This window comes from Nocardiopsis sp. MT53, from assembly GCF_019598965.1.
GTDB lineage: Bacteria > Actinomycetota > Actinomycetes > Streptosporangiales > Streptosporangiaceae > Nocardiopsis > Nocardiopsis changdeensis.
The window spans coordinates 5,809,868-5,822,672 of record NZ_CP080599.1; the positions used below are offsets into that span (position 1 = coordinate 5,809,868).

Consider the following 12,805-nt stretch of genomic DNA (forward strand, 5'->3'; position numbering starts at 1 on the left):
ACACAACCCACCGGTCAAGTCAACGCGAGGACCCTCACACATGCGATTCCTGAGCCCCTCCACCCTGCAGGAGGCGCTTGAGGCCAAGGCCGAGCACCCCGACGCCGTCCCGATCACCGGCGGCACCGACGTCATGGTCGAACTCAACTTCGACAAGCGCAGGCCCGACATCCTGCTCGACCTGACCCGCGTCGCCGAACTCTCCCGCTGGGAGGCCGCCGGCGACGGCCACACGCGCCTGGGCGCCGCGGTCCCCTACAGCCGCATCATCGCCGAGCTGCCCGCCCTGGCACCGGGACTGGCCAAGGCCTCCCGCACGGTCGCCTCACCGCAGATCCGCAACCGCGGCACCGTCGGCGGCAACCTCGGCGGCGCCTCCCCCGCCGGGGACGCCCTCCCGCCGCTGCTGGCCGCCGACGCCACCGTCGAACTCGCCTCCACCCGGGGCACCCGCCGTGTCAGGGCCCGCGACTTCTTCCTCTCGTTCCGCACCACCGCGCGCCGGGACGACGAACTGATCACCGCGATCCTGCTGCCCGCACCCGCCGGTCCCCAGCACTTCGCCAAGATCGGCACCCGCAACGCCATGGTCATCGCCGTCACCTCCTTCGCCCTGGCCCTGGACACCGGCGCACGCACCGTCGGCACCGGCATCGGCTCCGCCGGACCCACCCCGCTGCGCGCCGAGGCCGCCGAGGACTTCCTCGCCCAGGAGATCGACTGGGACTCCCCCGGGCCCCTGCCCGAGGCCACCGTCCGCCGCTTCGGCGAACTCGTCGCCGCCGCCGCACGCCCCATCGACGACCAGCGCGGCAGCGCCGCCTACCGGCGCCACGCCCTGTCCGTCATGGCCCGCCGCACCCTGACCTGGTCCATCACCGACTACCGCAAGGAAGCCGCCGCATGCGCGTGAACATCAACGTCAACGGCCAGGACGTCACCGCCGACGACGTCTGGCCCGGAGAGAGCCTCCTGTACGTCCTGCGCGAACGCCTGGGACTGCCCGGCAGCAAGAACGCCTGCGAACAGGGCGAATGCGGCTCCTGCACCGTCTACCTCGACGACGTCACCGTCTGCTCGTGCATGGTCGCCGCGGGCCAGGCCGAAGGCCGCCGCGTCCGCACCGTCGAAGGCCTCGCCGACGGCGCCGGCAAGGGCGGCGACCGCCCCCTGAACACCGTGCAGCAGGCCTTCCTGGACGCCGGAGCCGTCCAGTGCGGCTTCTGCACCCCCGGCCTGCTCGTCCAGACCGACGACCTGCTCAACCGCACCGTCGACGCCGGCCGGCCCGCACCCACCGACCCCGAGATCCGCGAAGCCCTCGCCGGCAACCTCTGCCGCTGCACCGGCTACGAGAAGATCCTCGACGCCGTCCACCTGGCCGCCGCACGCCGCGCCGGCACCGACACCGCCGGGAGCACCGCATGACCGACCACCGCTCCCTCGTCATCGAAGGCGCCCACATCGCCACCGTCGACGGCGCCGAACACCCCGACGGGCACATCATCGCCCGCGACGGCCTCATCACCGCCGTCGGCGACGGACCCGCGCCCGCCCACCTGGTCCCCGACGACGCCACCCGCGTCGACGGCCGCGGCCACCTGGCCACCCCCGGCCTGGTCAACACCCACAACCACCTCTACCAGTGGGCCACCCAGGGCCTGTTCACCGACGGCACCCTCTTCGAATGGCTCGTCGGCTCCTACGAGATCTGGCACCGCCTCGACGCCCGGGTCGTCGCCGACACCACCACCGCCGGCCTCGCCCACCTGGCCCTGTCCGGCTGCACCACCGCCTCCGACCACCACTACATCCACCCCTCGGGCCGCGGCGACATCGTCGACGCCCAGGTGCGCGCCGCCCTCGACGTGGGCGTGCGCCTGGACCTGGCCCGCGGCTCCATGGACCGCGGCCACAGCCAGGGCGGCCTACCACCGGACAGCGTCGTGGAGACCCTCGACGACGCCCTCCAGGGCACCGCCGACGCCATCGACACCCACCACGACCCCTCGCCCGGGTCCATGACCCGCATCGCGGTCGCCCCCTGCTCGCCCTTCTCCGTCAGCCGCGACCTCATGGTCCAGGCCGCCCACCTGGCCCGCGACAAGGGCGTCCGCCTGCACACCCACCTCGCCGAGACCCTCGACGAGGAAGAGCAGTGCCGGGCCGAGTTCGGCTGCACACCCGTCGAGTACGCCGAGAAGCTCGGCTGGCTCGGCCCCGACGTCTGGTTCGCCCACGCCGTCCACCTCTCCGACGACGCCATCGCCCGCATCGCCGCCACCGGCACCGGCGTCGCCCACTGCCCCACCTCCAACGCCCGGCTGGGCGCCGGCATCTGCCGCACCACCGAACTCCTCGCCGCCGGGGTCCCCGTCGGCCTGGGCGTGGACGGCCCCGCCTCCAGCGAACTCACCCCCCTGGCCGGGGAGATGCACCAGGCCCTGCTCATGGCCCGCGCCCGCAAGGGCCCCCAGGCCCTCTCCGCCCGCCAGGCCCTGCACATGGCCACCCTCGGCGGCGCCCGCGTCCTGGGCCGCGACGCCGAACTCGGCTCCCTGACCGTCGGCAAACTCGCCGACATCGCCCTGTGGCGCGTCGACGGCTTCGGCTACGACGTCATCGAGGACCCCGTCGTCGCCGCCGTCTTCGGACCCACCCCGCCGCTGACCCACCTGTGGGTCGGCGCCCGCCCCGTCGTCTCCGGCGGGGAGCTCACCACCGTCACCCGCGAGGCCGCCGCCGCCCGCGGCCGCAACGCCCACGCGCGACTCACCCAGGAGGCGAACCGCTGATGCCGGCGACCACCGTCACCGATCTCACCAGCACCACCAGGGACGGCATCGGCGCCAGCCCGCCGCGCCCCGACGGCACCCTCAAGGTCACCGGGGAATTCGCCTACTCCTCCGACATGTGGATGGAGGACATGCTCTGGGGCGCCACCCTGCGCAGCCCCCACCCCCACGCCGAGATCCTCTCCATCGACATCACCGAGGCCCTCAAGGTCCCCGGCGTCGAGGCCGTCCTCACCCACGAGGACGTCCCCGGCACCAAGCGCTACGGCCTCGAATTCGAGGACCAGCCCGTCCTGGCCTACGGCAAGGTCCGCTACAAGGGCGAACCCGTCGCCATCGTCGCCGCCGACCACCCCGAGACCGCACGCCGCGCCATGGAGCGCATCCGCGTCGACTACCGGGTCCTGGAACCCGTCACCGACCCGCGCCGCGCCGCCATGGACCCCCACTGCCCCCTGGTCCACGAACCCGGCACCGTCCCCGACCACCCCGAGTACAACCAGCGCGGCAACCGCCTGCGCCACCAGCCCATCCGCACCGGCGACTTCGCCCAGGGCGACCCCGACACCGCCCTGGAGGCCCTGCGCGCCCGCGCCGACGTCGTCGTCGCCGACGAGTACGAGGTCGGCATGCAGGACCAGGCCTTCCTCGGCCCCGAGTCCGGCATGGCCGTCCCCGCCGAGGACGGCGGCGTCGACCTCTACGTCGCCACCCAGTGGATCCACGTCGACCAGCGCCAGATCGCCCCCGCCCTCGCCCTGCCCCAGGACAAGGTCCGCATCACCCTGGCCGGCGTCGGCGGCGCCTTCGGCGCCCGCGAGGACCTGTCCATGCAGATCCACGCCTGCATGCTCGCCCTGCACACCGGCAAGCCCGTCAAGATCGTCTACAACCGCGAGGAGTCCTTCTACGGGCACGTCCACCGCCACCCCGCCAAGATGCGCTACGAGCACGGCGCCCTGGCCGACGGCACCCTGCTCTACGCCACCGCCGAGGTCATCGTCGACGGCGGGGCCTACGCCTCCGCCACCCCGGCCGTCGTCGGCGTCGCCTCCTCCCTGGGCCTGGGCCCCTACGAGATCCCCCACGCCCGCGTCGACGCCTACGGCGTCTACACCAACAACCCGCCCTGCGGCGCCATGCGCGGCTTCGGCGCCGTCCAGGCCTGCTTCGCCTACGAGTCCCAGATGGACCGCCTCGCCCAGGCCCTGGGCATGCACCCGGTCGACCTGCGCATCAAGAACTCCATGAGCCAGGGCTCGCGCATCATCACCGGCCAAGAGGTCGACATGCCCCTGCCCATGGCCGAGATGCTCGCCCGCGCCAAGGACCTGCCCCTGCCGCCCGCGCGCGACGCCCTGCCCGACCCCGCCGACCTGCGCACCCTGCCCGGCGGCGTCGCCGGCACCACCCACGGCGAAGGCGTCGTCCGCGGCATCGGCTACGGCGTCGGCCTCAAGAACCTCTGCTTCTCCGAGGGCTTCGACGACTACTCCACCGCACGCGTGCGCCTGGAGGTCGTCAACGGCGAACCCGTCGCCCTCGTCCACACCGCCGCCGCCGAGGTCGGCCAGGGCCTGGTCACCGTCAAGGGCCAGATCGCCCGCACCGAACTGGGCGTGGAGAAGGTCGTCATCGCCCCCTCCGACACCAGTGTCGGCTCCGCCGGATCCTCCTCCGCCTCCCGCCAGACCTACATGACCGGCGGCGCCGTGCGCACCGCCTGCCTGGCCGTACGCGAGGAGCTCTACACCCTGGCCCGCGAACGCGGCCACATCCCGGCGACCCTGGACGACGAGGACCTGTCCCTCACCGGAGGCAAGGTCGTCTCCCGCACCCTGGGAGCCCTGGTCTCGCTCACCGACCTGCTCGGCGACGGCACCGTCGTGGAGCAGACCCGCGAGTACCACCACCGGCCCACCGAGATGCTCGACCCCACCCTGGGGCAGGGCTCCTCCCACACCCAGTTCGGCATGTGCGTCCACCGCGCCGTCGTCGACGTCGACGTCGAACTCGGCCTGGTCAAGGTCATCGCCCTGGACGCCGTCCAGGACGTCGGCAAGATCATGCACCCGCTCCAGCTCATCGGCCAGATCCAGGGCGGCTCCACCCAGGGCCTGGGCCTGGCCCTCATGGAGGAGGTCCAGGTCGGCGACGGGCAGATCCGCAACCCCTCCTTCACCGACTACCTCATCCCCACCATCCTCGACACCCCGCCCATGCGCATCGAGGTCCTCGAACACCCCGACCCGCACTCGCCCTACGGCGTCCGCGGCGCCGGGGAACCGCCCACCCTGTCCTCCACGCCCGCCATCGTGGCCGCCGTCCGCGACGCCACCGGCAAGGCCCTGACCCACGCCCCCGTGCGGCCCGAGGACATCGTCGGCATCCCCCTGTAAGACCACCGGCGGTGCGGCGGCCACCCCGCCGCACCGCCCGACCTCCCTCACCCACCCGGTGAGCGGCCCACCGGCGCACGCGCCCATCCGCGCACGCGCGCGCCACCGCCCTGGGCACGGGGCGACGACGCCCCCGCACGCCCACGGACGATCACTCTGCGTGATCATCCACTCTCATCAGGCGACCGAAGGCCGCCCCGTTTCCCTCCAGGAGGGGACATGACCACACGCGACAGCGCCCAGCGCCCGCAATCCACCCCCCACGAAGGTCGATCCTGGCTCGACCGCTACTTCTCCATCACCGCCCGCGGCTCCACCCCCGCACGCGAACTCCGCGGCGGACTCACCACCTTCATGGCGATGGCCTACATCATCGTCCTCAACCCCGTCATCCTGGGCGGCGCCACCGACATCAACGGCGACCACCTCGACCCCGCCCAGCTCACCACCATGACCGCCCTGTCCGCCGGGCTCGTCACCATCATGATGGGCGTGGTCGGACGCGCCCCCATCGCCTGCGCCGCCGCCCTCGGGGTGATGGCCGTCGTCGCCTACCAGGCCGCACCCAACATGACCTGGCCCGAGGCCATGGGCCTGGTCGTCTGGCAGGGCCTCATCATCATCGCCATGGTCGTCACCGGCGTCCGCACCGCCGTCATGAACGCCCTGCCCCGCGACCTCAAGATCGCCATCGGCGTCGGCATCGGCCTCTTCGTCACCCTCATCGGCCTCAAGAACGCCGGCTTCGTCAGCCGAGGCGAGGGCGGAAGCCTCCTCCAGCTCGGCGCCGAGGCCGACGGCGGACACCTGCTGGGCTGGCCCGTCCTCATCTTCGTCATCGGCCTGACCCTGGCCTCGGCCCTGCTCGTCCGCGGCGTCCCCGGCGCCATCTTCTACGGCATCGTCGGCGCCACCGTCCTGGCCGTCGTCGTCCACTACGCCTTCGGGCTCGACGCCGCCCAGTGGGGCGGCGGCGCGCCCGAACTCCCCGCCTCCCTGGTCGCCGTACCCGACTTCGGACTCCTCTTCCAGGTCGACCTCCTCGGCGCCTGGACCACCGCCGGGCCCACCACCGCCGGCGTCATCCTCTTCACCCTCGTCCTGGCCGGGTTCTTCGACGCCGTCGGCACCATCCTCGCCATCGGCGCCAAGGCCGGGATCACCGACGAGAACGGCGCCATGCCCCGCGTCAACCAGATCCTCGTCACCGACGGCACCGGCGCCGTCGTCGGCGGCCTGACCAGCTCCTCGGCCACCCTCGTCTTCGTCGAGTCCACGGCGGGCGTCGGCGAGGGGGCCCGCACCGGGCTGTCCAGCGTCGTCACCGGCGCCCTGTTCCTCACCGCGATCGTCTTCGCACCGGTCTTCTCCATCGTCCCCGCCCAGGCGGCCTCGGTCGCCATGGTGCTGGTGGGGGCGCTGATGATGACCCACGTCGCCGACATCGACTGGTCCGACATGGGCGTGGCCGTCCCCGCCTTCCTCACCATCGCGATGATGCCCTTCGCCTTCGACATCGCCGGCGGCATCGGCATCGGCATCATCGCCCACACCGTCCTGCGCACCGTCCAGGGACGCGTCCGCGACGTCGGCTGGCTCATGTGGATCCTCACCGGCGTCTTCGTCTTCGACTTCTCCATGCACGCGCTCGGGCTCTGACGGGCCCGTCCCACCCGGAGACCGGTTCGCGCGGTATGCGGACCGGTCTCCCCCGTCGTCCGGAAAAAGCAAGGTGATTATCACCGGCGGGCAAGGTCCCCCCGGCCCCCGGGCCACGTCACAGTGAGCGATGGAGACCGCAGCGGGCGACTCCCCACCGACAGGGCGCGAACCATGACCACACCGCTCCTCCCCACCGACCCGGCCGCCATCGGCCCCTACACCGTCACGGCCCGTATCGACAGCGGCGGACAGGGCACCGTCTACCTCGCCCGCGCCGCCGACGGCACCCGGACGGCGGTCAAGGTGCTGGGCCGCACCTGGGAGGGCGACTCCCGCCAGCGCGACCGCTTCGCCCAGGAGCTCACCGCGGCCCGCCGCGTCGCCCCCTTCTGCACCGCCGCCGTCCTGGACGCCGACATGGACGCCGACCCGCCCTACATCGCCAGCGAGTACGTACCCGGCCCCACCCTGCGCGCCGCCGTCGAGAACGGCGGCCCCCGCACCGGCCCCGACCTGGACCGGCTGGCCATCGCCACCATCACCGCCCTGGCCGCCGTCCACGAGGCCGGGGTCGTGCACCGCGACCTCAAGCCCGGCAACGTCATCCTGGGCCCCGACGGCCCCCGCGTCATCGACTTCGGCATCGCCCGGCTGGTCGACGCCACCCGGCAGACCACCACCGTCGCCGGGACCCCCGCCTACATGTCCCCCGAGCAGATCCGCGGCCGCGCCGCGGGGCCGGCCGGCGACCTGTTCTCCTGGGCCTGCGTCCTGGTCTACGCCGCCACCGGCCACCGCGCCTTCCACGGCGGGACCACCCTGGCCATCGTCGACCAGGTGCTCACCTCCCCTCCGGACCTGACCGGCGTCCCCGACCGGCTGCGCCCCGTCCTGGAGCGCTGCCTGGACAAGGACCCCGACCGGCGGCCCACCGCCATGGAGGTGCTGGGCGCGCTCATCGGCGGCGGCCCCCTGCCCGCGGCCACCCCTGCCACCCTGCTGCTGGAGCAGACCTCCACCGCCGTGGACACCGACACCGCCCGCATCCGCGCGGTCCCGGAGGTGCCCGGACCCCGGCGGGGGGCCGCACCCCCGTCCGACGGCGGGCCCGCCACCGGGCCGCTGCCCCCGGTCGGCCCCGCCGGGGGCGCCCCCGAGGGCGGGGCGGCACCCGGGGAGACCGCCGGAGGACCCTGGCGGACCGGGCCCGCCGCACCCGGGACGGAGACACCGCGCACCCGGGTGTCCCCGCGGACCGCACCCCGCACCGCGGGCCACAACCGCCCCGGCGGACCGCCCGACGGCGCTCCCCCGGCACCCGCCGCGGAACGGCCCCGGCGGCGGCGCCCCGCGGCCGGGTGGGTGACGGCCGGGGCCCTGGCGGTGCTCGCAGCCCTGGGCGGCGCGCTGTTCTGGGTCTACGTCCAGAGCACTCCCCCGCCCGTGGAGCCGGTCGGCAACACCCCGACCTCCGAGGAGGTCGCGGTGGTCCCCTCCGCCTCCGGCGAGGGGCCCGTGGAGGAGGCCCCCTCCGAGGGGGAGGGCACCGGCGGGGAGGGCGGCACCTGGACACCGCCCACCGAGGAGACCGGCGGGACCGGGGGCGGTACCGGGACCGACTGCCACACCGACCCCCACCATCCCGACTGCGTCACGGTCGACCCGACCGACTGCGGGACCGACCCCGACGCCTGCTGGAACCCCGGCACGGGCGAGGGTGAAGAAGGCACCGGTGAGGGGACCGGGACCGGTGATGGAGGGACCGGCGGCGGAACCGACGGGGGGACCGGGGACGCGGGCACTGACACCCACGGGGGTACGGACACCGAACTCCCGTGAGCCGGGGTCCCGGGAACCGGAGATCTATGGAATGTCCGAAACCGCCACCTTTACGAGGTAGATCACATTCGGACGCGGCGACACCCGCCCGAAGACACCGTTGACACCCCGTGGGCGCCCCCCATAAGTTGTCATTGACAACATCCTCTTCGGGAAGAACACACAGAGCACTATGGACGCCCACGTCAACGGCTCACCCGCCACCGTCCCCGACTCCCCCGCCACCAGCGCCGCCGCGCACATCCGCGACGGCCTGGGCCTGACCGGCACCAAGATCGCCTGCGGCACCGGCGTCTGCGGTGCCTGCACGGTCCTCGTCGACGGCTCCCCCACCGTCTCCTGCCTGCTGCCCGCCGACCGGCTCACCGGGCGCGACGTCACCACCGTGGAGGGCCTGGGCGGCGACCACCCCGTCCAGCGCGCCTTCGCCGCCCACGACGGACTCCAGTGCGGGTTCTGCACGCCCGGGTTCGTCGTCGAGGCGTCGGTGTTCGTCGACGCCTGGCGGGCCGAGCACGGCGACACCCGGCCCGACCGGGAGCGGATCGCCGACGCCCTGGCCGGGCACCTGTGCCGCTGCGGCGCCTACGAGGGCATCTTCGCCGCCGTGGCCGCCGCCTGCGCCGGGGAGTTCGACGGCGAGCCCGACCGGGACCCGCCGCGCGTGGACGCCCTGGACAAGGTCACCGGCCGCGCCCGCTACAGCGGCGACCACGCCCCGCCCGGCACCTGGGAGGGCGTCATCGTCCGCTCCCCGCTCCCCCACGCCCGGGTCCGCGCGGTGCACGCCGCCGACCCCGCGACCCCGCTGGTCGACCTGCTGCCCCCGGACCGCACCGTCCGCTACGTCGGCCAGCCGATCGCCGCCGTCGCCGCGCCCACCGCCGAGGCGGCCCGGTCCGCGGCCGCCGCCGTGGCCGTCGCCTACGAGCCCCGGCCCGCCGTGGCCGGTGTCGACGCCGCCCGCGCCCCCGACGCGCCCCTGGTCCACCCCACCCGGACCGACCGGTCCGGCGCACCCTCCTACGGCGAGGCCCCCACGCCCCCGGCGCCCTGGACCGGGAACGTGCGCGGCCCGGGCACCCTGAGCTGGCGCGGCCCCACCGCCGTGCGGCGGCTGCGCGCCGCCGCCGAGGCGGGCGACCCGCTGCTGGTGGCACAGGAGTACACCACCGCGACCCAGGTGCACACTCCGCTGGAGCCGCACGTGTGCGTCGCCCACTGGAGCGGGGACGGCCTCCGTCTGTTCGCCTCCACCCAGTCCGTCAGCAGGCTCGCCGACCGGGTCGCCGCCCGTTGGGGGCTGGACCGGGACCGGGTGCACGTGGTGACCGAACACGTCGGCGGCGGCTTCGGCGCCAAGAACGGCATCTCCGTCGACATCGAGGCCGCCGTCGAGCTGTCCCGGGCGGCCGGGGCCCCGGTCCGGGTCGCCTTCACGCGCGCCGAGGAGCTCACCGACGCCGGGCACCGCCCCGGCACCCGCACCCGCGTGGCGCTGCTGGCCGACCGGGACGGCGGCCTGGCCGCGATGAGCGTCGACTCCCACGGCGACGGCGGCGTCTCCGTGGGCTCCACGACCGCCACCCTGGCCTTCCTCATGTACGGGCGCGCGCCCCGCCGGGTGCGCGACTTCGACGTGGTCACCAACCGCCCGCCCGGCATGCCCATGCGCGGCCCCGGCGGACCGCCGATGGCCTGGGCGCTGGAGCAGGCCGTGGACGAGATGGCCCGCCGGCTGGACGAGGACCCCCTCGCCCTGCGGCTGCGCTGGGACGGCAACCCCAAGCGGCGCGCCCTGTACGAGCGCGCCGCGCGCACCCCGCTGTGGCGGGAGCGGCCCCGGGGCCCGCGCACCGGCCGCTTCCGGCGCGGGGTGGGCGTGGCCGCCTCCAACTGGCTCTACCTGTTCGGCCCCCGGGCGCAGGTGGAGCTGGTCGTCCGGGGCGGGGAGCTGGTGGCCCGCGCGGCCACCCAGGACCTGGGCACCGGCATCCGCACGGTGCTCTCCGACACCGTCGCCGAGCGCCTGGGCCTGCCCGCCGGGGGCGTGCGCGTGGAGATCGGCGACTCCTCGTCGGTGCACGGCACCGGCTCCTACGGCAGCCGCACCACTCCCTCCATGGGGCCGGCCGCCGCGGACGCCGCGGACCGGCTGCGCGCCGCACTGCGCGAACTCGACCCGGGCGTCCCCGCCCAAGGCCCCATCGACGAGCACGTGCTCAAGGAGGCGCTGGCCGCCGCCGAGGGCCTGAGCGTGGTGGGCGGCCGCGGCCGCGACCGGTGGGGGGCGCTGACCCCCGAGATGTCCGGCGACCTGGCCATCGGCCGGGGCATGAGCGGCGCCGTGCACGTCATGGAGGTGGAGGTCGACACCCTGCTGGGGCGGGTGCGCCCCACCCGCTGCTGGGCGGGGATCGCCGCCGGGCGGATCTACTCCGAGCGCACCGCCCGCAACCAGTGCGAGGGCGCGGTGGTGCAGGGCGTGGGCTACGCCCTGTTCGAGGAGCGCCGCCACGACCCGCGCACCGGGGCGATCCTCACCGACGACCTGGAGGACTACCGCATCCCGGGCATGGGCGACGTGCCCGAGACCGAGGTGCACTTCCACCAGGAGGGGTTCGAGCACGTCCCCGGCGGTGGGGTGGGCCTGGGCGAGGTGTCCGTGGTGGGGGTGGCCGCCGCCCTGGGCAACGCCGTCTTCGACGCCACCGGGTGGCGTCCCCGGGAGCTGCCGCTGCGCCCGGACCGACTGATCGAGGGGATCCGATGAGCACCGTCGTCCGACCCGACTCCCTGGACGGGGCGCTGGCCGCCCTGGCCACCGGGGCCCGCCCCCGCGCCGGGGGCATCGAACAGGCCGGGAGCGCCCCGGTGGTGGACCTGACCGGTATCGCCGGCCTGCACGGGACCGCCCGCGACGGGGACGGGGCGACCCGGGTGGGGGCGCTGACCACGGTCGCCGCCCTGGCCGGGCTCGACGGGTACCCGGCGCTGGCCCTGACCGCCGGTGCGCTGGCCACCCCGCAGGTGCGGGGCACCGCCACGGTGGGCGGCAACCTGCTCCAGCGCGGCCGCTGCGCCTACCTGGACCACCCGGCGTTCCCGGACGCGCACGCGCCGGGCCGGGAGTGCCCCTCCCGGGAGGGCGACCACCTGCACGGGGTCGTGTTCGACAGCGGCGGCTGCACCTCCCCCCACCCGTCGTCGCTGGCCGTCGCACTGCTGGCCTACGACGCGGCGGTGGAGGCCGTCGGCCCGGGCGGGACGCGCACGTTCCCCCTCGCCGACCTGTACGGACCCGCGGAGCCCGGCCGCGACCACCTGCTCTCCCCCGACGAGGTGCTGACGGCGGTGCTGCTGCCCGCCCCGGTACCGGGTGAGCGGGCCGCGCACCGGCGCGCGGCCGGGCGTGCCCGGGCGGAGTGGCCGCTGGTGGAGGCCGTGGTCCGGCTGCTGCCGGGCCCGGACGGGACGGTGGAACGGGCGGCGGTGGCCGTCGGGGCGGTGGCCCGGGTACCGCTGAGGCTGCCGGAGGTGGAGGACGCCCTGGCCGGGGCGGCGACGGGCGCGGCGCCCGGCCCGCGGGTGGCGGCGGCGCTGGACGCGGTCGCGGCCCGCACCACCCCGCTGCCGGGCACCCGCTACAAGGCCGCCCTGCTGCGGGCCGCCCTTCAGGACACCGTCGAACGCGCCCTGCGATAACGGGCGAACGGGCGATAACGGTCGCACCGAACAGGAGGAACGCCGCCGGGACGGGATCTCCCCCGCCCCGGCGGCGTTCTTCGCAATCCGGGAGAACACCGACACCGGAGGGAATTCCAGGAACCGGCGAATTCCTCGACCCCTTGCGTCCCATCGGCCACACGCGTCGTTCCCACACCTGAATTCACCCCAGGAAAACATCTGACCTGCGGTTTTTCGGAATCCATGAGGTATTCGAGGGATAACCCAAGGTCACAAGCCGATTCTCCGGGGAGCCTTGACACGACTCCGGGCCGATGGAAAATTGATCCCGGGAATAAGCGGAACTCACCCCCTCCGGAAACCCCCCGTTGTTTTCCACCGGGAAACACCGACCGAAGAACATCGGCCGGTGTCCCCGCGATG

8 protein-coding genes are annotated in these 12,805 nt (G+C 74.5%); all 8 read left to right on the forward strand.

Annotation, left to right across the window (positions count from 1 at the left end; translation table 11 throughout):
* Positions 1-40 precede the first annotated feature (40 nt).
* Positions 41-913 carry a xanthine dehydrogenase family protein subunit M gene (locus K1J57_RS25910; protein ID WP_220561336.1) on the forward strand — a complete coding sequence of 291 codons (873 nt, stop codon included), beginning with the start codon at positions 41-43 and terminating at the stop codon, positions 911-913.
* Positions 904-1,428: a (2Fe-2S)-binding protein gene (locus tag K1J57_RS25915; protein ID WP_220561337.1), complete on the forward strand. Its 525-nt coding sequence runs from the start codon at positions 904-906 to the stop codon at positions 1,426-1,428. Before K1J57_RS25910 ends, K1J57_RS25915 begins: the two co-directional genes overlap by 10 nt.
* On the forward strand, positions 1,425-2,795 hold the full coding sequence (locus K1J57_RS25920; RefSeq protein ID WP_220561338.1) for an 8-oxoguanine deaminase: 1,371 nt from the start codon (positions 1,425-1,427) through the stop codon (positions 2,793-2,795). Before K1J57_RS25915 ends, K1J57_RS25920 begins: the two co-directional genes overlap by 4 nt.
* Complete coding sequence (gene pucD / locus K1J57_RS25925) at positions 2,795-5,194, forward strand: xanthine dehydrogenase subunit D (RefSeq protein ID WP_220561339.1); 2,400 nt, start codon at positions 2,795-2,797, stop codon at positions 5,192-5,194. Before K1J57_RS25920 ends, pucD begins: the two co-directional genes overlap by 1 nt.
* Positions 5,195-5,413: 219 nt before the next feature.
* Positions 5,414-6,853 (forward strand): NCS2 family permease, encoded by a 1,440-nt coding sequence (locus K1J57_RS25930; RefSeq protein WP_220561340.1) that lies wholly within the window; start codon positions 5,414-5,416, stop codon positions 6,851-6,853.
* Positions 6,854-7,027: 174 nt separating this feature from the next.
* Positions 7,028-8,695: a serine/threonine-protein kinase gene (locus K1J57_RS33705; RefSeq protein ID WP_255646604.1), complete on the forward strand. Its 1,668-nt coding sequence runs from the start codon at positions 7,028-7,030 to the stop codon at positions 8,693-8,695.
* Positions 8,696-8,867: 172 nt separating this feature from the next.
* Positions 8,868-11,468, forward strand: a complete 2,601-nt coding sequence (locus tag K1J57_RS25940; protein ID WP_220561341.1) for a molybdopterin-dependent oxidoreductase — start codon at positions 8,868-8,870, stop codon at positions 11,466-11,468.
* The gene (locus K1J57_RS25945) at positions 11,465-12,400 is read left to right on the forward strand and encodes an FAD binding domain-containing protein (protein WP_220561342.1); all 936 of its coding nucleotides are present in this window, start codon (positions 11,465-11,467) and stop codon (positions 12,398-12,400) included. The genes K1J57_RS25940 and K1J57_RS25945 overlap by 4 nt, the downstream gene beginning before the upstream one ends.
* The last annotated feature ends 405 nt before the right edge of the window (positions 12,401-12,805 follow it).

Coding starts and splice junctions, on each gene's coding strand:
- K1J57_RS25910 (WP_220561336.1), top strand. CDS start 41: ATGCGATTCCTGAGCCCCTCCACCCTGCAGGAGGCGCTTGAGGCCAAG.
- K1J57_RS25915 (WP_220561337.1), top strand. CDS start 904: ATGCGCGTGAACATCAACGTCAACGGCCAGGACGTCACCGCCGACGAC.
- K1J57_RS25920 (WP_220561338.1), top strand. CDS start 1,425: ATGACCGACCACCGCTCCCTCGTCATCGAAGGCGCCCACATCGCCACC.
- pucD (WP_220561339.1), top strand. CDS start 2,795: ATGCCGGCGACCACCGTCACCGATCTCACCAGCACCACCAGGGACGGC.
- K1J57_RS25930 (WP_220561340.1), top strand. CDS start 5,414: ATGACCACACGCGACAGCGCCCAGCGCCCGCAATCCACCCCCCACGAA.
- K1J57_RS33705 (WP_255646604.1), top strand. CDS start 7,028: ATGACCACACCGCTCCTCCCCACCGACCCGGCCGCCATCGGCCCCTAC.
- K1J57_RS25940 (WP_220561341.1), top strand. CDS start 8,868: ATGGACGCCCACGTCAACGGCTCACCCGCCACCGTCCCCGACTCCCCC.
- K1J57_RS25945 (WP_220561342.1), top strand. CDS start 11,465: ATGAGCACCGTCGTCCGACCCGACTCCCTGGACGGGGCGCTGGCCGCC.